Origin of the sequence: Duganella sacchari (assembly GCF_900143065.1) — a bacterium.
Classification (GTDB): Bacteria; Pseudomonadota; Gammaproteobacteria; order Burkholderiales; family Burkholderiaceae_D; genus Rugamonas; species Rugamonas sacchari.
The window spans coordinates 17,599-39,816 of the sequence record NZ_FRCX01000006.1 but is presented as its reverse complement, the minus strand read 5'-3'; the positions used below and the strand labels follow the sequence as shown (position 1 = coordinate 39,816).

Annotated in this window: 16 protein-coding genes; 4 read left to right on the top strand and 12 right to left on the bottom strand. The window is 62.8% G+C overall.

What is annotated here, in order from left to right:
• Window positions 1-2: 2 nt before the first annotated feature.
• From BUA36_RS14105 to astC, 6 genes are all read right to left on the bottom strand, one after another.
• Entirely contained in the window at window positions 3-4,706 is a 4,704-nt protein-coding gene (locus BUA36_RS14105) for an NAD-glutamate dehydrogenase domain-containing protein (RefSeq protein ID WP_072785575.1), read from the bottom strand.
• A 99-nt stretch (window positions 4,707-4,805) separates the two neighbouring features.
• Entirely contained in the window at window positions 4,806-6,143 is a 1,338-nt protein-coding gene (gene astB, locus BUA36_RS14100) for an N-succinylarginine dihydrolase (RefSeq protein WP_072785573.1), read from the bottom strand.
• 12 nt (window positions 6,144-6,155) lie between these two features.
• Window positions 6,156-7,625, bottom strand: coding sequence for a succinylglutamate-semialdehyde dehydrogenase (gene astD / locus BUA36_RS14095; RefSeq protein WP_072785570.1), 1,470 nt, complete (start codon window positions 7,623-7,625; stop codon window positions 6,156-6,158).
• Window positions 7,618-8,673, bottom strand: a complete 1,056-nt coding sequence (gene astA, locus BUA36_RS14090) for an arginine N-succinyltransferase (protein WP_072785568.1) — start codon at window positions 8,671-8,673, stop codon at window positions 7,618-7,620. Before astA ends, astD begins: the two co-directional genes overlap by 8 nt.
• Window positions 8,674-8,687: 14 nt before the next feature.
• Complete coding sequence (locus tag BUA36_RS14085; RefSeq protein WP_072785565.1) at window positions 8,688-9,725, bottom strand: arginine N-succinyltransferase; 1,038 nt, start codon at window positions 9,723-9,725, stop codon at window positions 8,688-8,690.
• 95 nt (window positions 9,726-9,820) lie between these two features.
• Window positions 9,821-11,062, bottom strand: a complete 1,242-nt coding sequence (gene astC / locus BUA36_RS14080) for an acetylornithine/succinylornithine family transaminase (RefSeq protein ID WP_072785563.1) — start codon at window positions 11,060-11,062, stop codon at window positions 9,821-9,823.
• A gap of 227 nt (window positions 11,063-11,289) precedes the next feature.
• On the opposite strand from astC, the gene BUA36_RS14075 reads away from it, so the two are divergent.
• Complete coding sequence (locus BUA36_RS14075; RefSeq protein WP_072785561.1) at window positions 11,290-13,143, top strand: ATP-binding protein; 1,854 nt, start codon at window positions 11,290-11,292, stop codon at window positions 13,141-13,143.
• Here BUA36_RS14075 and BUA36_RS14070 read toward each other — a convergent pair whose 3' ends face one another.
• On the bottom strand, window positions 13,144-14,088 hold the full coding sequence (locus BUA36_RS14070; protein WP_072785559.1) for a GlxA family transcriptional regulator: 945 nt from the start codon (window positions 14,086-14,088) through the stop codon (window positions 13,144-13,146).
• 3 nt (window positions 14,089-14,091) lie between these two features.
• A complete protein-coding gene (locus tag BUA36_RS14065) occupies window positions 14,092-15,006 on the bottom strand; it encodes a DMT family transporter (RefSeq protein ID WP_072785557.1) in 915 nt (304 codons plus the stop codon).
• Window positions 15,007-15,084: 78 nt separating this feature from the next.
• Here BUA36_RS14065 and BUA36_RS14060 point away from each other — a divergent pair, with 78 nt between their 5' ends.
• The 3 genes from BUA36_RS14060 to BUA36_RS14050 all read left to right on the top strand — a co-directional run bounded on the left by BUA36_RS14060 (window position 15,085) and on the right by BUA36_RS14050 (window position 16,777).
• Window positions 15,085-15,546, top strand: a complete 462-nt coding sequence (locus BUA36_RS14060) for a MarR family winged helix-turn-helix transcriptional regulator (RefSeq protein WP_072785555.1) — start codon at window positions 15,085-15,087, stop codon at window positions 15,544-15,546.
• 19 nt (window positions 15,547-15,565) lie between these two features.
• Complete coding sequence (locus tag BUA36_RS14055; RefSeq protein WP_072785553.1) at window positions 15,566-15,847, top strand: hypothetical protein; 282 nt, start codon at window positions 15,566-15,568, stop codon at window positions 15,845-15,847.
• A gap of 93 nt (window positions 15,848-15,940) precedes the next feature.
• Window positions 15,941-16,777 carry an HDOD domain-containing protein gene (locus tag BUA36_RS14050; protein ID WP_072785551.1) on the top strand — a complete coding sequence of 279 codons (837 nt, stop codon included), beginning with the start codon at window positions 15,941-15,943 and terminating at the stop codon, window positions 16,775-16,777.
• Between the two features lie 213 nt (window positions 16,778-16,990).
• Here the strand turns inward: BUA36_RS14050 and BUA36_RS14045 are convergent, their stop codons facing one another.
• From BUA36_RS14045 to secF, 4 genes are all read right to left on the bottom strand, one after another.
• Entirely contained in the window at window positions 16,991-17,608 is a 618-nt protein-coding gene (locus tag BUA36_RS14045; protein WP_072785549.1) for a glutathione S-transferase family protein, read from the bottom strand.
• Between the two features lie 64 nt (window positions 17,609-17,672).
• Window positions 17,673-18,368: a helix-turn-helix transcriptional regulator gene (locus BUA36_RS14040; protein ID WP_072785547.1), complete on the bottom strand. Its 696-nt coding sequence runs from the start codon at window positions 18,366-18,368 to the stop codon at window positions 17,673-17,675.
• 19 nt (window positions 18,369-18,387) lie between these two features.
• Complete coding sequence (locus BUA36_RS14035; RefSeq protein WP_072785545.1) at window positions 18,388-21,126, bottom strand: ankyrin repeat domain-containing protein; 2,739 nt, start codon at window positions 21,124-21,126, stop codon at window positions 18,388-18,390.
• A gap of 67 nt (window positions 21,127-21,193) precedes the next feature.
• Complete coding sequence (secF, locus tag BUA36_RS14030; protein WP_072785543.1) at window positions 21,194-22,216, bottom strand: protein translocase subunit SecF; 1,023 nt, start codon at window positions 22,214-22,216, stop codon at window positions 21,194-21,196.
• Between the last annotated feature and the right edge of the window lie 2 nt (window positions 22,217-22,218).

Sequence of the window (22,218 nt, the reverse complement as noted above, 5' to 3'; positions counted from 1 at the left end):
TATTACGCCGCCAATGCCGCCGTGCTGGCGTTGACCGCCTCGGACAGTGCCCACACATCCAGCATCGCCTGCTCCAGATCCGTCGCCAGCGCATAGCCGGATAGGCCCAGCGTGTTGGCAACCACTTCCACCGCTTCCAGTGCCGAGTGGCCGCCGGTAGCGTGCTTCAGTACCTGCGCCAGCAGACGTTGCTGCGTGCGGCGCAGTGCGTTCTGAGCGTAGCTGCGCAGCTGTTCCTGCGAGCGATTCGCTGCCGGCAGTTTCAGGCCGCGTTCCAGCGTATCGATGCCCACTTGCGCGCGCAGCGCCAGACCAACTTGCAGGAAGGCCGGCAGGTCCATGCCTGCTGGACGTTGTACCGACAGCGCCGCAAACACAAACGCCGCCACCGATTCCAGCGCATCCACTGCTTTCCAGGCACGCACAAACTCGGCATGCAGGCCAGCGGTCAGTTCAGCTTCGGACTGGCCGTCGGTGGTGCTCAGCTGCGCCAGCGTTTCTGCTTTCGAGAACAGCTTGGTCAGTTCGGCCACGCCATTGCGCAGCTGATCAGCAGGCACCGACAGCGCGCCTTCGATAACCGCTTTTTGCAGCACGCGGGTCCGTGCATCGACCTTGATCGACACCGCACGCGGGATCTTCAACGCATCCGCATCCAGCGCGTTGAACACAGGCGCCAGATTCAGCGCAGACCATGCCTGGCCCCAGGCCAGGATCACATCCGCTTCATCCACGCCATGCTCGCCAGCCAGCTGGCGTAACATCAGCGGACCGCAACGGTTGACCGATTCATTGGCCAGTACCGTCGCCAGGATGGCATTTGCCAGCGGGTGCGCCAGCGCAGGGCGGGTCGCCACCAGCAGATCCGGGAAGTACGGTTTCAGGACCGATTCAGCCCAGCTGTTTTCCGTCAGCGGCAGTGCCGACAGGATGCGCTTGTAGCGGTTCTTCACGTTGGCGATGACCACCGCCAGTTCCGGCGTGGTCAGGCCGCGGCCATCGGCCTTGCGGCGCGCCAGTTCAGCCACCGATGGCAGCTGCTCCAGCTCACGCGACAGCGCGCCCTCTTCTTCCAGCGATGCGATCAGCGCGGCGTAGCCATCCTGCACAGCGGCGTCGGTTTGCGCTTGCAGCTCGCGTACCAGCAGCTGCGTTTGCAGCGTGTTGTCGCGCAGGACCAGGCGCTCGATATCCAGCGTCATGTCGTTCAGGATGCGGTTGCGGTCAGCTTCGGTCAGCTGGCCGGCATTCATTTCCACGTCCAGCCACATCTTCGCGTTCACTTCGTGGTCCGAGCAATCCACACCGGCCGAGTTGTCGATCGCATCGGTGAAGATGCGGCCACCCGACAGCGCAAACTCGATACGGCCAGCTTGCGTCGCACCCAGGTTACCGCCTTCGGACACCACCTTGCAGCGCAGCTCATTGCCGTTGACACGGATGTTGTCGTTGGCGCGGTCTTTCACCTGTGCGTGGGTTTCGGTCGATGCCTTGATGTAGGTACCGATACCGCCGTTGTAGAACAGGTCCACTGGCGCCAGCAGGATGCGGTGCATCAGTTCTTCAGGCGCCAGCGAGGTTTCTTCGATATCCAGCACGGCGCGGATCTGCGGCGACAGCTCGATGCTGCGCGCAGTACGTGGGTACACGCCGCCGCCCGCCGAGATCAGTTCCTTGTTGTAGTCATCCCACGAGGAGCGTGGCAGCGCAAACATACGCTCGCGTTCCTTGAACGAGACTTCCATGTCCGGGTTCGGGTCCAGGAAGATATGACGGTGATCGAACGCCGCCACGATCTTCAGTTTGCGCGACAGCAGCGCGCCGTTACCGAACACGTCGCCCGACATATCACCCACACCCACCATGGTTACTGGCGATGCGTGGATGTCGTGGTCCATCTCGTAGAAGTGGCGCTTGACCGCTTCAAACGCGCCCTTGGCGGTAATGCCCATCTTCTTGTGGTCGTAGCCGTTCGAGCCGCCCGATGCAAACGCGTCGCCGAGCCAGAAGCCGCGCTGCACAGCGATGCCGTTGGCGATGTCGGAGAAGGTTGCGGTGCCCTTGTCGGCCGCCACCACCAGGTAAGGATCGTTGCCGTCGTAGCACACGGTATCAGCAGGCGACACGATGTTGCCAAGCACGCGGTTGTCAGTCACTTCCAGCAGGCTTGAAATGAACAGACGGTAGACTGCTTCGCCTTCCGCCGCGATGGTTTCACGCACGGCGTCTTTCGGCATCTGCTTGCACACGAAGCCGCCCTTGGCGCCAGCCGGCACGATCACGGCGTTCTTCACCATCTGTGCCTTGACCAGGCCCAGGACTTCGGTGCGGTAGTCTTCCATACGGTCCGACCAGCGCAGGCCACCACGGGCGACCGGGCCGCCGCGCAGGTGCACGCCTTCAAAGCGGCGCGAGAACACGAAGATTTCGCGGAACGGACGTGGCTCCGGCACCAGCGACAGATTGCTGGTGTCGAACTTGAAGATGATCTTGTCGCCCTTCTGATTGTTCTGGAAATAGTTGGTACGCAGCGTGGCGCCGATCAGCGTGGCCATGGCGCCCAGCACTTCTTCACTGTCGGCGTGGTTGATGGCCGGCAGACGGCTCTTGATGTCGGCCAGCTTGTCCAAGGCCGCAGCGCGGGTGGCTTCGTCCAGCGCAGGGTTGAAGCGCAGCTGGAATGCATCCACCAGTTCTTTCACCAGCGCAGGCTGCTTGCGCAGCGTTTCAGCGATGTAGCGCACCGAGAAGCGGGTGCCGGTCTGGCGCCAGTAGCTCATGTAGGCACGCACCAGCTGCACTTCGCGCACGCTCAGGCCACCTTCGATGACCAGGCCATTCAGGCGGCCATCTTCCGCTTCGTTGTTGAACAGGGCCGAGAACAGTTCTTCCGCCACCGGAATCACTTCCGGCTTGGCCAAGTTGGCCGCGCTGTCGGCATCCGTCGACAGGCTGGTCACAAAGTGACGCTCGCCATTCACGCGCAGCGAGTAAGCCTGTTCGCGGTCAATCGCGACACCAGCGTTTTGCAGTGCAGGCAGGATGGTTGACAGCGACGGCACGCGGTCCACCGAATACAGGCGGATGGTGGTCGAACCATTGTCCGCTTCCACACGCACGTTCACGCGCGATGGATCGGTGTTGCGCAGGATTGCGCCCAGATCGTGGAAGGCAGCAGACGGCTTGGTGGCGGCAACGTAATCGGTCGGCAGCGTGGCGCACATCTTGCGCAGGCTGGCGCGCAGCGGCACGTCGGTCACAGCATCGGCCAGTACGGAGAACTGGTCATGCCAGCCATCCAGCACGGACAGCAGCGGCTGCTGGATGTCGGTTTCCAGGTCCAGCGGATAGCGGGCGCCCTGGGCGATCAGGTAGACGCGGGCCAGCGGGCCATCGGCCACCAGTGTTTGCGAGCTGACATGCTGTGCGCCGGAGCTGGCTTGCAGCGCCTTGGCCAAAGCCGAACCGACGCTTGCGCTATAACGCTCGCGCGGGATATACACCAGCACATTCAGGTGACGTGCATAGACGTCGCGGCGGGCAAACACCTTGGCGCGCGGCTGTTTGTACAGCGACACCACGGCGCCGCAGACTTCAGCCAGCCATTCCGGTTCTGCTTCCAGCGCTTCGGTGCGCGGCAACGATTCAAGGATCTCGACAAACTTCTCGGCGCGGAAGCCTTCCTGTCGCACGCCAGCGATGCTCAGCACGCGCGCTACGCGGCCACGCGCAAACGGCAGGCGGTTCAGCGGGGTGGACGTCGCAGCGCGGGTGAACAGGCCAACGAAGCAGTATTCGCCGAGGATCGCGCCTTGCGCGTCGGTGTGGCGGATGCCGATGAAGTCCAGCTGTGCATCGCGGTGCAGCGTGCCTTCCACGTCGGCCTTCACGATCGACAGCGTGTGCGCACGTTTGGACAGCGTATCGAAATCGCCAGGGATGTTTGCCAGGCAGGTGCCGTACACCGGATGCGACGTATCCTGCAGCACGCCGATGCGGCTAGGGACGTCGCGTTCCAGTTCACGCACGCCCGGTTTGACCTGATAGTAGGCGTAGCCGAACGGCTCGAAGCCTTCGGTCTTGGCCCACTCCAGGAAAGCGGCAACTTCCTTGCCTTCTTCGCCATGCGATGCGGCTTCTGCGCCGATGCGGCTGAAGTGTTCCAGCATGGCGGCGCGGTAGCGGCGGACCACGGCGGCGTCGCGCGACACCATTTCAATGCGGTCTACCAGTGCGCCAATTTCTGCCTCCGGCAGGTCTTCGGACAGCAGCACCAGCACATACGATTCCAGCTTGTCGCCGGCATTGCCGACGGCGCTGACTGCGCCATCCGCACCGCGCGCCACTGGCAGCACGGCATTCAGCACGCCATTCGCGGTCACGCGCAGTTTGCGCAGTGCCATCACGATGGAGTCCACCAGATATGGCATATCGTCGTTCAGGATCAGCAGCGCGGTGGCCTTGCCGCCGCGGCCATCGTCGTAGCGCAGCTTGGCGATTTGCGCGCCCGTGCCGCTACGTTTGGCAGCTTGAGTGAAACCCTCCCACAAAACCGGCGCCAGGCTACCGGGCGCAGTGCCCGCCAGGTCCTCGTCATCCAGAGCGCCCAGCCAGGCGCCGATAAGTGCTGCTACCTCGCTGGCAGGTTTGCTTGCATGGACCAGATCCAGCGTCTGTTTGCGCAGGTCTTGTGGTGTTTGTTTCATCTTCGCTTCTCCAATACATTGTAGGTATTTTTTGTTGCAGGGGGCCGCGCCGGCTTGTGGCTACGCGGCGCCTCCCCAGATGGGGGTGAAACGACGGTATTACAAGTCGTAGAGTCCCGGCATCCCCAGTATACGGCTCAATTCTTCCAACGCGGTATGCACTTCGATGGCCAGTTGCGGATCTGCCAGATCAGCAGGCTCCAGACGGTCACGGTAATGCTTCTCCACCCAGGCCACCAGCGTATGGTACAGCGCTTCGGTCATCACCACGCCTTGATGCATGGCCTTGGCCTCGGCATCGGTCAGCGCCACGCGCAAACGCAGGCACGCAGGACCGCCGCCGTTGCGCATCGACTGGCGCAGGTCGAAGTGAATCAGTTCATCGATTGCGTTGCCGCTGGCGACCAGGCCTTGCAGGTAGGCGGCGACCGAAGCCACCTCCTGGCATTCCTGCGGAATCACCAGCGCCATCTTGCCATTGTCCTTGCTGAGCAGCTGGCTGTTGAACAGATAGCTGGCTACCGCATCGGCCACCGGCACCTGTGCGGTATCGACGCGGATCGCATTCAGGTCAGCGCCCACGCCGGCCATTGCGCGGCGCAGCTGATCGAGCGCGCCTGCTTCGTCGGCGAATGCCTGCTCGTGGTAGAACAGTGCATTGGCATTCCCTACTGCGATCACGTCGTTATGGAACACGCCCTGATCGATGACATCCGGATTCTGCTGAATGTAGACGCTGCGCTCCGCCGACAGGCCATGCAGTCGCGCGACCGCCTGCGATGCTTCCAGCGTCTGGCGGGCAGGATATTTCTTCGGCGCCGAGATCGAGGTATCGAACTCGGAACGGCCGTAGACGAACATCTCGACGCCAGCGCTGCCATGGTCCTTGCACAAGCGGGTGTGGTTGGCCGCGCCTTCATCGCCAAACGCCGGCGTACCTGGCAGCGCATCATGCACGGCAAAGTGCTTTTCATCCTTGAAGATGGCGCGCAGCGAACGGGCCGACTGGGCGTGCTCAAAAGCGCGGTGCAGCTTGTTGTTCAGGTTAGCCGCAGTAAAGTGCAGGCGCCCATCGGCGCTGTCAGCCGACGGGCTCACGGTCGCAGCATTGGCAGTCCACATCGGCGAAGCCGAATACGCGCACGCCAGGATCACCGGCGATTCCTGCGCGGCCTTGGCCAGCACTTCAGCATCGGAGCCGGTGAAACCCACGCTGCGCAGCAGGCGGAAGTTCGGACGGTCCTGCGGCGGCAGCAGCGCCTGGCCAAAGCCACGGGCTGCCAGGGCGCGCATCTTGGCCAGGCCTTGCAGCGCGGCCAGCTTGGGATTGGAAGCACTCTTGACGTTGTTGAACGACGCCACATTGCCGAACGACAGACCGGCATAGTTGTGCGACGGGCCGACCAGGCCGTCGAAGTTGAATTCGCGTGCGGACATTGCTGCTACCCTTTAGAAGTGCATGCCCGGCGACAGCTTCGCAGGCATTTCAAGTACATTGTTTTCAATCGATGCCACCGGATACGCGCAGTAGTCCGCCGCGTAGTATGCGCTTGGACGATGGTTGCCCGACTGGCCCACGCCGCCAAACGGCGCCGAGCTGGCGGCGCCGGTGGTTGGACGGTTCCAGTTGACGATGCCGGCGCGTGCGCGCACCTGGAAAATCTTCCACAGGTTTTCGTCGTTGGAGATCAGTGCAGCGGCCAGGCCGAATGCGGTGTTGTTGGCCGCCTTGATGGCGCCGTCGAAGTCCGCCACGCGGATAATCTGCAGCAGCGGGCCAAACCACTCTTCGTCCGGAATGCCTTGGACATCGGTGACATCAACGATACCCGCCGACACGAAGCCCGCATTGGCGTCCAGCTGTTTCATCTCCAGCAGCAGCTTGCCGCCTTTGGCCACCAGGTCAGCCTGCGCCTGCACCAGGCGCTTGGCCACGGCAGCAGATACCACAGGCCCCATGAACGGCGCCGGTTCCGCAGCAGGACCGCCGATGGTCAGGCGGCTGGCCACATCGACCAGACGTGCAACGATGGCATCGCCCGCCGCGCCTACCGGCAGGATCAGACGGCGCGCGCAAGTGCAGCGCTGGCCGGCCGAGATGAAGGCCGACGATACCGCCATGAACACGGCAGCATCCACTTCCTTGGCGTCCCAGATTACCAGCGGATTGTTACCGCCCATTTCCAGCGCCAGCATCTTGCCTGGCTGGCCGCCGAATTGTTTATGCAGCGCGGTGCCGGTCTGGCAGCTGCCGGTGAACAGCACGCCGTCCAGTACCTCGTTCTGGCCCAGCGAGATGCCGGTTTCGCGGCCGCCGTTGACCAGGTTGATCACGCCTTTCGGCACGCCAGCCTTTTCCCACAGCTGCACGGTTTTCACGGCGGTGCGCGGAGCGTATTCGCTAGGCTTGAACACCACGGTGTTACCGGCGATCAGCGCCGGCACGATATGGCCGTTCGGCAGGTGGCCCGGGAAGTTGTAAGGACCGAACACGCCAAACACGCCATGCGGACGGTGACGCAGCACTGCTTCGCCATCCGCGACCTTGCTGCTGGTTTCGCCGGTGCGCGCGCCATGTGCCTGGACCGAGATATCGATCTTGTTGGCCATGGTGGTCACTTCGGTGCGCGCTTCCCACAGCGGCTTGCCGACTTCTTCAGAGATCAGCAGCGCCAGCTCTTCGGCATCCTGTTTCAGCAGATCACGGAAGCGGGTGCAGACGGCGATACGGTCCGCCAGCGGCGTCAGTGCCCACGCGTCAAATGCCGCGCGTGCTGCGGTAGCGGCTTGCGCCACATCCTGCGCGGTGGATTCGTTGCTGGACCAGGTCTGCTGGCCATTGGCCGGATTGACGGTCACCAGTTCGACGCCGCTGCCCGCGAGCCATTCGCCGTTAATGAAGTTGCTGATATTAGCCATTGTTCTTCCTCGGATTGAGAGTCAAGGTACGCACGGTGTCGCCGCTTTGGCAGCGCAGCAGTTGCTGCTCTGCTTCCGGCAAGGCGACAGTGCCGTTGACCGGCACCGCCTGCGACAGAATCATGCGGAAATCTTTAAGCGTGGTGTTGGACACCAGGATAGGTTCGGCCGCCGCAGCCTCCGGCGCGCACGCCGATTCCCAGTCGGTGGTGGGGCCAATCTCGGCCAGCGTGCTGTCGCGCATGGCGCGCAGTTCGGACACGCGGGCCTGCAGCACCGGACCGGCGTCGAAGATATCGACGTAGCCTTCGAAGTACATGCCCTCCTGTTCCAGCAGGCGGCGCGCCGGTGCGGTCGACGTATGCACCTTGCCGATCACCTCCTGCGCATCCTGCGGCAGATAGTCGACGTACAGCGGCTGGCGCGGCATCAGTTCGGCGATGAAGGACTTCTTGCCGACAGCGGTCAGCGCATCGACATGGTCGAAGTCCATCTTGAAGAAGTGACGGCCCAGGCCTTCGTAGAACGGCGAGCGGCCGCTCTCCTCCTGGTAGCCGCGCATCTCAGCGATCAGCTTTTCGGTGAACAGATGCGGGAACTGCGCGATGAACAGGAAGCGGCTCTTCGACAGCAGCTTGCCGTTGTTGCCGCTGCGGTAGTCGGGATGCAGGAACAGCGAACACAGTTCGGTGCTGCCGGTCAGGTCGTTCGACAGGTACAGCGTGTCCATGCGCGTAAACACATCGAGCTCGCGGCTCGAGTGCACCAGCGTGCCGATACGGTAGTTGTAGAACGGCTCCGTCAAGCCCACCGAACCTTTGATGGCGCACACGCCAGCCATGCGGCCGGTGTCGGTATCCTCCATCACGAACATATAGTCACGCTGTTCGGGCGGGATGGTTTCGGCAAACGAGGCCACGGCGATGTTCAGGCGGTCGCCCATCATCTTCATGTCCGGCTTGAGCGTGGTCATGCCGCTGCCCACCTGGGTGGCCATCACGTACAGGGCGTCGAGGTCTTCGGCTTTGATTGCGCGTACTACTAACATAGGTGGTCTCGTTCTTATATTCTGACGCAGATGACGGTATCGCCTTCGGCGACTTGCAGCGCTTCTTGTACCTCTACCGACAGCGCTACGCTCAGTTGGGATTCCAGCGGCGGACAATGCGTGACCACGGCGCGGAAGTTGTGTTCGGAACCGGACGACACGGCATAACGCAGCTGCGGCTCGCGGCCACGGTCTGGCGAATCGACCGACGTCGCCACGCGGCGCTGCAGCGCGCCAGTAAAGGTGCGCAGCGTGTTCTTATGCGCCTGCAGGATCGGGCCGCCGTCGAAGATGTCGATGTAGTCATCGGCCTCGAAGCCTTCCGCGGTCAGCAGGTTGAACGCCAGCTCGCCCGATGGATGGATCTGGCCCATGGCCGCCTGCGCGTCGCCCGGCAGCAGCGGCACGTAGACCGGATAGTGCGGCATCAGCTCGACGATCAGCGTGCGGTTGCGCGCACCACCGATGACGCGTTCAGCGTCGAGGAAATCCATCTTGAAGAATTTACGGCCCAGCGCATCCCAGAACGGCGAACCGCCTTCGCTGTCGGTCACGCCGGCCAGCGGTACGAAGAAGCGGTCCGAGAAACGGTGCGGCGCCAGCACGGCCAGCATCAGACGGGCACGCGACAGCAATGCCGCTTCCGGCGTGCCGTGTTCGCGTTCGCCGACGTAGAACGACGACAGCTGCGAGTAGCCAGTCAGTTCGGAGCACAGCGTCAGCGCGTGCACGCTATGGCTGATGTTCAGGTCACGCGAGACCTGCTGGATCACGTCGTTACGGAAGGAGAAGTAAGTACCATTGGAACCTGCGGCCGCAAACATGGCGGCGGTGCCGACGATTTTTTTATCGCCAGGCGATTCCAGCACCAGCAGATAAGCCTCTTCGCTGGGGATATCAACATGCGCTGCAAACGACGCGATCGACAGTTCGATCATGGCGAGGATTTTCTCGCGCGTCTTGGGCAAGGTATGCACTCCCGGCATGGGCACTGCGGCCAGCGCTTCAAGGGCTGCAATATCCGCAAGTTCAACCGGACGGACTACATACATGAGAACTCCTTAAGAATGCGAACAGGCCCGGCGCGCATGACGCGCTGGGCCGGAAAGTAAAGCGGCGGATCATTAATCCGCCGCCGTGATACAAATTAAGCTGCTTTCAGCATGCCGTCCAGCGACAGGCGCAGGATGCGGTCAGCTTCAGCGATCTGCTCATCCGACACGATCAGCGCAGGCGCCAGGCGCACCACGTCCATGCCAGCGATCAGCACCATCATGCCGTTGGCTTCCACGGCTTTCTGGATGTCTTTCGAACGGCCTTTCCAGGCATCGGTCACCACCACGCCCAGCAGCAGGCCCGCACCGCGCACTTGCGCGAACACTTGCGGGTAATCGGCCACCAGTTTTTCCAGCGTCGAACGCAGCTTGTTGCCCGCTTCTTTCACACGCGCCAGGAAGGCTGGCTGGTTGATGGTTTCCAGCACGGTCAGCGCCACGGTGGCAGCCATCGGATTGCCGCCGTAGGTGGTGCCGTGCGAACCGACGTTCAGCGTTGCGGCCAGTTCGTGGGTGGTCAGCATGGCGGCCACCGGGAAGCCATTGCCCAGCGCTTTGGCAGAGGTCAGGATGTCCGGGGTAATGCCATAGCTCATGTAGTGGAACAGCTCACCGGTACGGCCCATGCCCGATTGCACTTCGTCGAAGATCAGCAGGGCGCCGGTTTTGGTGCACAGGTCGCGCAGCTCTTGCAGGAAGGCTTTGTCGCCTGGTACCACGCCGCCTTCGCCTTGCAGCGGCTCAACGATCACGGCGCAAACGTCATCACCGATGGCGGCGCGGGCCGATTCGATATCGTTGTAGGTGATGTGATCGATCGACGGTGGCAGTGGCTCGAAGCCTTCGGTGTATTTCGACTGGCCGCCCACCGACACGGTGAACAGCGTACGGCCGTGGAACGACTGGTAGCACGAAATGATGCGCGATTTGTGCGCGCCGAATTTGGTGTGGGCGTATTTACGGGCCAGCTTCAGTGCCGCTTCGTTGGCTTCGGCGCCGGAGTTGCAGAAGAAGGCGCGGTCAGCGAAGGTGGCTTCGGTCAGTGCCAGCGCCAGGCGCAGCACCGGCTCGTTGGTGTAGCCATTGCCCAGGTGCCACAGGGTGTTGGCCTGGCGGGTCAGCGCTTCCACCACGACCGGGTTGCAATGGCCCAGGGCCGCTACCGCGATGCCCGAGGTGAAATCCAGATAATGCTTGCCAGCCTGGTCCCACAGGTCCAGGCCCGACGCACGCACCGGAACCATCGCTGCTGGCGCATAAGTCGGCACCAGGACCTCATCAAAAGTCTGACGAGTCACAGGACGGGTGGTTACGGTCGTATCTTTGGCGTTCATGGCATTCCCTATCAATTGTGGGTACGGTGCGGCACAGCGCCGCGTGGGACCCATTATAAAAAGCGGGATGCTAAAACTCTTTTCAAATGGCGACAAGAATTTTTACTTTTGGCCGCAAAGTAAACTTGCCAGAACGACCATGCCAACAAGCAACAGCCTGCTTGTCTTCGTGGATGCTAGTCTTTATGCTATCCAGACACGGCAAGCGGTTTTCTTCCAGAGGCGCTATGAGACAGCTCGGACTAGCTCGGATTGCACGCATAGCATGCTGGCTGTGGCTGGCTGCCGTAGCCACGCCACTGGCAGCCGCGCCGGAGCTGGCCTCGCTCTCGGCCGCGCAACGCGGCTGGCTGGCCGCCCATCCCGTGATCCGCGTGGGCGTGGACACGGCCCGCGCGCCCATCGAATCGCTGGGCGAAGACGGCAAGCCGCACGGCATTGCGCTGGAGTTCGTGCACCGGGTCGAGCAGTTGCTGGGCGTGCGCTTTGAGCTGGTGCCCATCGCTGGCGCCGCCAACGTCGTCAACCAGCTGGACCAGCACCAGGTCGATATGCTGTCCGCCATCTCGCAAACCGACAGCCGCCAGCGCTTCATGACGCTGACCGAGCCCTACCTCACATCGCCGATCGTGATTTTCACCGCCGCCAGCGCGCCGCCCGCGCCCACCCTGAGCCATCTGAACGGCAAGAAGGTGGCCGCCAGCACCCGTGCCGGCGTGGCCGAGGTGATGCCGCGCGACTGGCCGACCATCGTGCCGGTGCAGGCGGAAAGCTTCAAGGTTGCGCTCGACCTGCTGCACCGCGACGAAGTCAGCGCCGTGGTGGCGCCGCTCTTGACCGGCACCCACCAGCTGGCAGCACTGGGCGCCAACGATATCCGCGTCTCCGGCGAAACCGAATACAGCTACCAGGTCGGCTTTGGCGTGCGCAGCGACTGGTCCGAGCTGGTGCCGATCCTGAACCAGGCGCTGGCCACGATTTCCAAGTCCGATCGCGAAAGCTTCCGGCAGAAATGGACCGTGGTGCGGTTTGACCATGAAATCGACTACCGGCCGCTGGGCGCGCTGGTGCTGGCCATCGTCATCGCCATGGCTTTCATCCTCCAGCTGCGCGTGATGGTCAAACGCCGCACCGCCGAGCTACAGCAGGAAGTGGTGGTGCGCCGTGCGCGCGAGGAAGAGATTCAGCAACTCAATGCCGCACTGGAGCTGCGCGTCGAGCAGCGCACCGCCGAGCTGCGCCAGGCCAACGAAGACTTGCGCGTGGCTGCCGACCAGCTGGTGCAGACCGAAAAAGTGGCATCGCTGGGACGGCTGGTGGCCGGCATCGCCCACGAGCTCAACACGCCGCTGGGCAGCACCCTGACCGCCTCCACCACGCTCAAGGCGCACCTGGCCAGCTTTGGCCAAGCGGCGCTGGACGGCAAGCTGAAACGTTCATCCGTGGAAGACTTCGTCACCCAAAGCGGCCTGGCCTGTGAAATCATCGAGCGCAACGCCCACCGCGCCGCCGGGCTGATCGACAACTTCAAGGAGCTGGCGGTCGATCAGGCCAGCGCGCGGCGCCGCCAGTTCCCGTTGCGGCGTACGGTCGAGGAAGTCATCGCCAGCAGCCACAATACATGGAAGGCCACGCCCTACCGCATCGAGGTCGATATCGAGGACAGCCTGCAGATGGACAGTTTCCCCGGCCCGCTGGCGCAGGTGCTGGGCAATCTGCTGGAAAACACGCTGGTGCACGGTTTTGCCGGCAAACCGAGCGGGCAAGTCCGCATCAGCGCGCGCCAGCAGGATGACCGCGTCGATATCCAGTACGTGGACGATGGCGCCGGCATCGCGCCCGAACACCGCGGCAAAATCTACGATCCCTTCTTCACCACGCGCATGGGCCAGGGCGGTTCCGGCCTCGGGCTGTACATCGTGCAGACCATGGTGACGGGTGTGTTGGGCGGGCATATCGCGGTGCACAGCACACCGGGCCACGGCGTCACCTTCCAGATCGTGCTGCCGCGTTCAGCGCCCGATCTGACCGACAGCACGGTGGCCAGCGCACACGGCATGGCGCCGCTGCCGGCGACGTGATCAGGCTGGCGGCGTCAGCTTACGCTGGCGTTCCTCGCGCGGCGTATTGCCGAACAGCGCGCCAAACGCCGTGGAGAAGTGCGAGCCGGACGAGAAGCCGCACATCAGCCCCACCTGCACGATCGAGTGGTTGGTATCGAGCAGCAGTTGGCGTGCCCGTTGCAGGCGCAGCTCCAGGTAATAGCGCGACGGCAGGCTGCCCAGATATTGCTTGAACAGCCGCTCCAGCTGGCGGCGCGACAGGCCGACCAGGTTGGCGATATCGTCGGTGGACAGCGGTTCCTCGAGATTGGTTTCCATCAGCGTCACCGCCTCTGACAGGCGCGGCTGCAAGGCGCCAAAGCGCGCCTGCAGCGCCACGCGCTGGCGCTCCTCCGGCCCGCGCACGCGCTCCACGCACAGGCTCTCCTTGATGGTGGCCTGCACCGTGGCGCCAAACAGCTGCTCGATCAGCGTCAGCGCAAAGTCCAGGGACGCGGCGCCTCCGCAGCAGCTCAGGTGGCGGCCGTCCAGTTCGAACAGGTGCGGCGTGAGGATGGCGCGCTCGGTGATGTCTTCCGTATCGGCATACAAGGCCCACGGCAGCGCGATGCGCACACCAGCCATCAGGCCGGCCTTGGCCATCCACAGCACACCGGCGCCCACGCCGCCCCAGTACTGCGCCGAGCGGCAGCGCTCGAGCACGGCACGGGTCTGCTCGGGCGACAGCGGTGTCTGGTGCTCGTCGGCGACCAGCAAGGCGACATGCCAGCCCGGCTGGGCCAGCACGACCTGGGATGGCGTCATGACCTCCAGTTGCAGCAGCTCGCGGCCCACCAGGGCAGCGGCCAGGCGCAAGGGCTGGATCAGCCCGGCCCAGGTGATGGTATCCGGCTCGCCCGCGTTGACCAGCAGCAGGCGCAAAGGCTGTTGCTTGGCGAGGCAGGATAAATTGGCAAACGACATCGACTACTCCGGCGCCAGGGCAGTAGCGGGACGCTCGGTGCTCCATTGGCTCACTATCATACCGGAGATCAACAGTGCCGCGCCCAGCAGGCCGTTCCAGGCCAGCGTCTCGCCCAGCCAGAAATAAGCAAAGATGGCGGCACAGCCCGGCTCAAACGCGTAGATCACGGCCGCCTCGTTGGCGCTGCTGTGGCTCTGGCCCCAGGTTTGCAGCGAAATGATGGCGGCGGTGGCCACCACGCCCAGATACATCAGATTCACGCTATACCGCTGCAAGCCCTGGCTCACGTACGCGATGTAATCCGGCAGGTCCTGGCTGCGCTCGGCCCAGCCCAGCGGCACCTCGGTCAGCAGCAGCCACAGGGCGGCGCACACGGCCACCGTGATGATCTGCGAGGCGGTCAGCGCCATGAGCTTCTCCACCTTGCGCGTGGTGGTTTCCATGAGCTTGACATAGATGCCGAAGAACAGCGCGCACAGCAGCGCCAGCGTATCGCCGCGTCCCCAGTGGAAGCTGCCTTCCCAGCACAACGTAAACAGCCCGGCCACCGAGATCAGCAGCGCGATCACGATGCGGCGCTCCAGCTTCGCACCCAGCAGCACGCCGATCAGCGGCGGCACCAGCACATTGAGGCCGGTGATAAAGGCGTTGCGGTTGGAGCTGGTCAGCGCCAGCCCCTCGATCTGGAACACGTAGCACAGGAACAACACCACCCCGGCCACTATGCCCCAGCGCAGATCGCGCCAGCGCGCGCGCCACAGAAACGGCAACAGCAGCACGCCCGCCAGCGCAAAGCGGCACAGCACGATCCAGCTGGCGGACAGATAGCCCGTCATATTCTTCATGGCAGGAAAAGTCGTGCCCCAAACCAGGGTCACGACCAGCAGGGCGAGCACGCCACGCAGGTGTAAAGGCATCGTTGTTGTTATAAATTGTAATTTTGCATAGTGTACCTCGCCAGAAAGGCAGATGCGAAGCGGCTATAATCTTGGACTATGGGTGAACGATACTTGAAAAGCATCCGGCTGCTGGCTGAGTGCATGCAGGGTTATGAACGGCTCTCCGGCGAATACGTGCGCCGGAGTGGTTTGACGCACGCGCAGTTCGACATCATCGCCACGCTGGGCAATACCCCCGGCATGTCCTATAAAGAACTGGGCGACAAGACGCTGATTACCAAGGGTACGTTGACCGGGGTGATCGAGCGGCTGGAACAAAAAGGGCTGGTGGAACGTCAGCGCAGCGATTGCGACAAACGTTCTTTCTTCGTCAAACTGACCAAGGAAGGCGAGCGCACTTTCTGCACCGTGTTCCCGGAAGTCATCTCGCAAAGCGGCAAAGTATTTGCCGATTTCACCGAAGACGACTACACCAGGCTTGAAAAAACCCTGTCCGAGCTTAAAACTGTGATTATGTCTGGCCAGACCGGAAACCCGTCTACCCAGGATTGCGACTAAAAAAACCAAGGAAACAGATTTGAAAACCTCTCTGCTGGAAGGCAAAAAGCCTGCCAAATTCGACAAACACATCATCGGTAACCTGCTGCTGGACGTAGCGCCTGCGGACGAAGTGCGCCAGGAAGCGCTGATCGTCGGCGTACGCAACGAAGACGGCGAAATCTACCGCCTGATCGGTGCAAGCACCCACAACAGCTTCATGAACGCAGTGGAAGAGCTGTTCGACCTCGAACTGACCGACGAACTGCAAGATACCGACGAAACCGTAGAAGGCTGCGACGCCATCTTCAGCGAGCAGTAAATCCTGCCTGGCGTTGTTGGCTGAAACCCACGCTGCAAAAACTATTTTCATAAAAAGTGCCACAAGGCAATATTTTGAGTATAATTTTTGGCAATGGACAGACTCGACGCCTTCAAGAATATTGCTGCTCAAGCGAGCCGGGGCGACCTCACGTTCCCGGCCAACGTCAACGCCTCGCTGCGCTTGCAGCAGGCGTTGACCGATCCCGACTGCCACGTTGAGCAGGCAGCCAAGCTGATACAGGCAGACCCGTTGCTGGCCGCGCGTAGCGTTGCCATTGCCAACTCGGTGGCCTACAACCGCTCCGGTACCGAAATTTCCAGCGTGCGCGCCGCCGTGCAGCGCCTGGGCGTGCGCACCTTGCAATCGCTGGTGGCGGCACTAATCGTGCGCCAGATCGGCAGCCAGGTGACCGAACCGTCGCTGGCCGCCAAAATCAGCCAGTTGTGGGAGCACACGGCGCACGTCGCCGCGCTGTCACAGGTGATTGCGCGCCGCGTCACCCACGTCGATCCCGATACGGCGCTGTTTGCCGGCATCATGCACGAAGTGGCGGGGTTCTACATGCTGTCCTGTGCGGGCGACTATCCGCAGGTGATGGAAGGCGAGCCGGAAGACTGGGTCGAGCACGGCGAAATCGACATCGGCCGTGGCGTCATGACCAAGCTCGGCGTGCCGGAAGGCGTGTTCAAAGCCATCGAATCGATGTGGGTAGGCTTGCGCGCACTGCCGCCGGAAACCCTGGGCGACACCCTGCTGCTGGCGAACGACCTGTCACCGGTCCACTCGCCGCTATACCAGCGCCCGGGCGCCACAACCTTACAAGGCGCGCGCACCATCGACTTCGTGGTCGGCGAAGGCACGCTGAACGCCATCATGACCGAATCCGCCCACGAAGTGCAGTCGCTCTACGCCGTGCTGATGCTATAGCCCAAGTTCGGGGTCAGTGCCGACATTCGGACATTTCGCTAGCAAAATGTCCGAATGTCGGCACTGACCCCGAACTTTTTGGCAAAAAAAAGCCCGCTGGGCAGCGGGCAAAGTCCAAAACTAGGGATCTCCTCCAGAGGAGACGTTTTTAGAATACCTCTGCCCCTGGTTCCGCTCTGTGCGCTATTTCACATAACAGTAACTTTTTCGCAATTACCAGACGGGCTCGGTCTGCTTCCAGGCGTCCAGCTCTGCCACGCGCGCCAGCCAGGCCATCAGTTTTGGGTAGTGCTTGACCGGCAGCTGGGCTTGCTCGATGTAAGTCAGTGCCGGGGCGATCGCCAGGTCCGCCAGGCTCAGCTTGTCGCCGACGATCCAGTCGCGGCCGGCCAGATGCTGCTCCAGCACGCCCGCGAATTGCGCCACCAGCCGGCTGGCACGGTCGATTTCCACCGGATCGGGGCCGCCATTGCCCGTCAGCCCCTTCCAGATGTGCTCGTAGACGATGACGCCGATCGGCGGCGCAAAGTGCTGCGCCGCCCACAACAGCCAGCGATTGATGTCCGCCCGGAGAAGAATATTGTCGGGATACAGCGTCTGGCCGTGCGTGCGGTCTGCCAGGTACTGCATGATGGCGCACGATTCCCACAGGATGAACTCGCCGTCCTGCAGCACCGGCACCTTGCTGTTGGGGTTGAGCGTGACCAGGCGGCGGCGGTCTTCCTCGCTCATCAGGTTCACTTCGGTCAGCTCCAGCGGCGTACCCATGTGGATGGCGGCCAGCATCACGCGGCGCGAGCTGGAGGAAGCGGGATGGTAGTAAAGGCGCATTTGAGGTCTCCGATGAAGGTGGTGTTGAGGACTTCATCGTAGAACCGGACCGCGACAGTTTTTGTCAGGAGTCTTCGCGGATCTGATGTTCCTGGCGCCAGGTCTTGAGCAGGTCGTGGCGGCGGGCCGGGTAGCGCTGCTGCAGCGACTCCACCGCCGCGATGCGGTCGATGCGGAAATGACGGAACGCCATCCGCATCTCGCACCATGCCGCCAGCAGCCGCTTGCCTTCAAAGAACGCCAGCGCGAACGGCCACACCACGCGGTCGGACGGCGCGCCATGCTCGTCCCGGTAGGACATGCGCAGGCGATGCTGGTAACGGATCGCCTCACGCACCGGACGCACATGCACATCGCTGACGTCCTGCTGGTCCACGCCTATCGGCACCCACAAGCTGGTTTCCGCCATGTCGTCGCGCAGGTCTTTGGGCGTGGCGGCGGCGATCTTGGCCAGCGCGTTGCTGGCGGCAGCGGCCAGCGCTTCATCGCCCTGCCGTCGCACCCAGCGCGCACCGAGCACCAGCGCTTCCAGTTCATCGGCGCCAAACATCAGCGGCGGCAGGAAGAAACCGGTCTTGAGCATATAGCCGACACCCGCCTCGCCTTCCAGCGGCGCTCCCAGGCCAGACAGCGTCTGGATGTCGCGGTAGATGGTACGTTCAGAAACGCCCAGCTGCTCCGCCAGGCGCGCAGCAGTCACAGGGCGGCGATAGCCGCGCATGGCGTCCATCAGCATGAAAAGGCGGCCGGTGCGGCTCATTGTGCTTGTCTCGCGTGGTTTAAAGTCCGGGCACTACTATGCCATAGTCGCTGAACTTTTTACGCATGCGCTCAGTCTCTTTTTGCACCTCCGGCGTGCGCTCGCCGCGGAGTTTTTCCAGCTCGATCTGCACCCGTTCGGCGGCGACGCCAAACTGCGCACGTGCCTCTTCCTGGCGCTTCAATCCTTCCAGCGCCAGACCGATCTGGAACTCCGCGCTCGAATAGCCGGGCTGCGATTTCAGGCCTTCGCGCAGCGCCGCGATCTCTTCGTCGTAGCGCATCAGATTGTGCAGCGTCAGCGCGGTGTGATAGCTGGCGCGCATGCCGGCGCGGCCCCACACCTTGATGCCGATGTCCGCCGCCACGCGCAGCGCGCGCAAGCTCTCCTCGTTGTGAAAGCGCTCACGTTCAGCGCTGGCGTAGCCGATCAGGCGCGTGTACTGCGCCTCCTGGTGCTGGCGGTTGCGCGCAGCCAGATCCGCCGCGAAATTGCGCGTGCCGGCGCCGATGTTCTTTGCGCAGTTGCGGTATTCCGTTTCACCGCCCTGTCCCCACACACTGAACACCAGCTGATCGTCGATGCGTGTCAGCAGCGAGGACATCACCTCGTAGTCGCCGGCCTTGCAGGCGAAGTAGGCATAGGCGTTGAGGTTCCACGGATCGGGATAGGCCTCGACCATGGCGTCGAAGCTGGTCTTCATATCGTCCCAGTCAACCATGCTGTCCTCAAACAGCTTGCCGCGATAGTAGATCTGGTCCATATACCAGTAGACGCGCGCATACATCGCGTCGCGGTCCGCGCCCTTGCCCTTGGCCGCCAGGCGGGCGACCTGCTCCACGCCATCCGGTGCACCGTTCCACATCGGCGTCGAATAAAACGCGGCGGCGAAATACTGTTCGTGATAATCAGGATAGACCTTGGCGCCACCCTCCCACGCGTAACGGAAGTGCGTGTAGAAGTTGCGCGAATAAGGCAGCACTTCCAGCCGTGCGCGATACCAGTTGGCGTCCGTGGCGCCGCGCTTTTTGGCAGCGTTGGCGCCCATCTTGTCGAGGCGCTGATAGGCTTCTTCCACGGCCTGATTCATGGGCTCCAGGTCTTCCTTGCGGATCTCCGCGTACTTGCCGTTGCCGCGGAAGGACAAGGCGCGGTTGTACAGCAGGTAGATGTGGAACTGCGGCGCGGCAGCGGACTTGGGGAACCTGGTTTCCCATTCCGTGGCGCGGGCCTCTTCCTTCTTCCAGTAGTCGAGATCGCGCGTACGCATCGGGTAGTTTTTGAGCCCGGCGTAATCGCGTTCGCGCAGCATGCGGCGGGTGTCATCGGTGATGGCGGCGCGGGCTTTGGCTTCCGCGCCTTCACGCGATCCCGCCCGGCCTTTCTGCGCCAGCTCGGCACAGCGCTGGCCGATGTCCGGGTCGGCGCCCATGTCCAGCAAGGCTTGCTGCAATGCGGGCCGTTTCGCTTCGCCCGCGATCGAGTACGCCGTCCGGCAGTTCGCGCCGAGGTAGTTGATGTTGGCGCCGCCCGCCAGCAGGCGGCGCGCGATCTGTTCGACCGCGGCAAAGCGGTCTGCGGAATAGGCGTTCATGACTGCGGCATGCAGCGCGCTGCGGCCGTCATCGGAGGTCAGGTTGTCGGCCGCCGCGCCGTTCTTGAGCAGCAGATCGACCAATCCATAATGCAGCCGCGCCGCTGCGCGCGACAGTATGCTGGGCTGGACGTTGAGGTTCGGTCTGGCGCCGCGCTTGAGCAGCAGCGCGGCCATCTTCTCGTTGCCGGCATCCACCGCTTCGCTCAACGGCGATGCGGAGACGCGCTCGTTTGGCGTCCGGGGATCAACCGGCGGATCGACACGCGCGCCTTTGGCCAGCAGGTACTCCACCATCGCGACATCATCGGCATGCACCGCAGCGCGCAGGGCCGCGCTATCGCCACCGTTGATGGGCTGCCCATGGCGCAGCAGAAAATCGATCGCCGTCTTCTGGCCGCTGGCGGCGGCGATGACGAGCGGGTTTTCGCCTTCCGCCATCAGCGCCTTGCCGCGATCCGGGGTCTGGTCCAGGATGCGCTGCATCTGGTTCACATCGCCGCGGCACACTGCTTCGCCGAAGGCTGCGGAGCGCCCTTGCGCGGCCCGCCTGGCCTCATAGCTGGCAAACTCCGCATCCGACAACGCCAGGCGCTGCACGGCCGTATCCATGCGCCCCGCGTCGGCGCTGCTCATCTGCTGCGGATTGCCGACGCCGAGCCACTCGCTCACCGCCACGGGACGCTGCAGCGTTTTGCCGTCCACATAGATGCTGACGAAGCCCATGTAGTTGAGCAGCGCCGCGCCATTGCCAAGCACGTTCTTGTCACTGGCCTGGTCCGGCAGCGGACGGAAGTTCATCACCTCGCGGATAAAACGATCGGTCTTCGCCACCTCCAGATCGCTGCACTTGCCCGGATTGCCGCGGCTGAAATTGCATACCTTGGCGGTGCTGCGCGTCTTGATGAACCAGCTGCCATAAGGGTCGCCGGCATGGCCGTCCGGCCGCTCCAGCAGCAGCGACGCCTCGATCGGCTCGCCCTCGTAGCTGGCCAGCAGTTGGTGAATCGCGCGCTGCGGATAACGCTGCGGCCAGAAGGCCATGAATTCACGCTCATTGAGCGGCTGCGCGCGCAGCGCGGACTGATAGCTCAGATCCCAAGGCAGCTCGGCTGCCTGCGCCGAACAGCACAGCAGCAGTGCGGCGATCCATTTGTACGACATAAAAGAAAATCCCCCAGAAGCTTTAAACCGCTGGGGGATTTTACTGGCAAAACAACAAGCTTGGTGATTAAACCACTGCGCCGTCCGTTTCGTCTTTTTCCTTGACCGGCTTGATCAGGTCTTCGCGTTTCACACCCAGCCACATGGCCACGGCGGCAGCCACGAACACCGACGAGTAGATACCGAAGCAGATACCGATGGTCAGCGCCATCGCGAAGTAGTGCAAGGTCGGGCCGCCCAGGAACAGCATGGACAGCACCATCATCTGCGTACAGCCGTGGGTGATGATGGTACGCGAGATGGTCGAGGTGATCGCATTGTCGATCACTTCATGCACCGACGCCTTGCGCTGCTTGCGGAAGTTTTCGCGGATACGGTCGAAGATAACCACCGACTCGTTGACCGAGTAGCCCAGCACCGCCAGGATACCGGCCAGCACCGTCAGCGAGAACTCCCACTGGAAGAACGCGAAGAAGCCCAGGATGATGACCACGTCGTGCAAGTTGGCGATGATCGCTGCCACCGCAAACTTCCACTCGAAGCGGATGGCCAGGTAGACCATCACGCCCAGTACCACCATCACCAGTGCGTTCAGGCCGTTCTGTGCCAGCTCGTCGCCCACCTGCGGACCAACGAATTCCACCTTCTGCAGCGACACCAGTTCAGCATCGCCAGCACCGGCGCAGGATTGCTTGACCACGTGCTCGCCCTTGGCGGTCACGGTGTCGATCTGCTTCAGGCTACCCGTTTCAGCTTTGCACAGCGCGTCGAACACCTTGGCCGAAGCATCCTTCGACGAGATGTTCTTCACCACCGGCAGACGCAGCATCACGTCATGCGCGGTGCCGAAGCCGGTGGCTTCCGGCTGTTCGTAGCCGATGGTTTCCAGCGTGTGGCGGATGCGTTCCAGATTCGCCGCCTGCTGGTAGCGCAGCTCCATCACGGTACCGCCGGTGAACTCCACCGAGAAGTGCAACGGACGGGTGATCAGGAAGAACACGGCCGCAACGAAGGTCAACGCCGAAATGACGTTGAACACCAGCGCGTGGCGCATGAACGGGATGTCTTTTTTAATGCGGAAAAATTCCATGT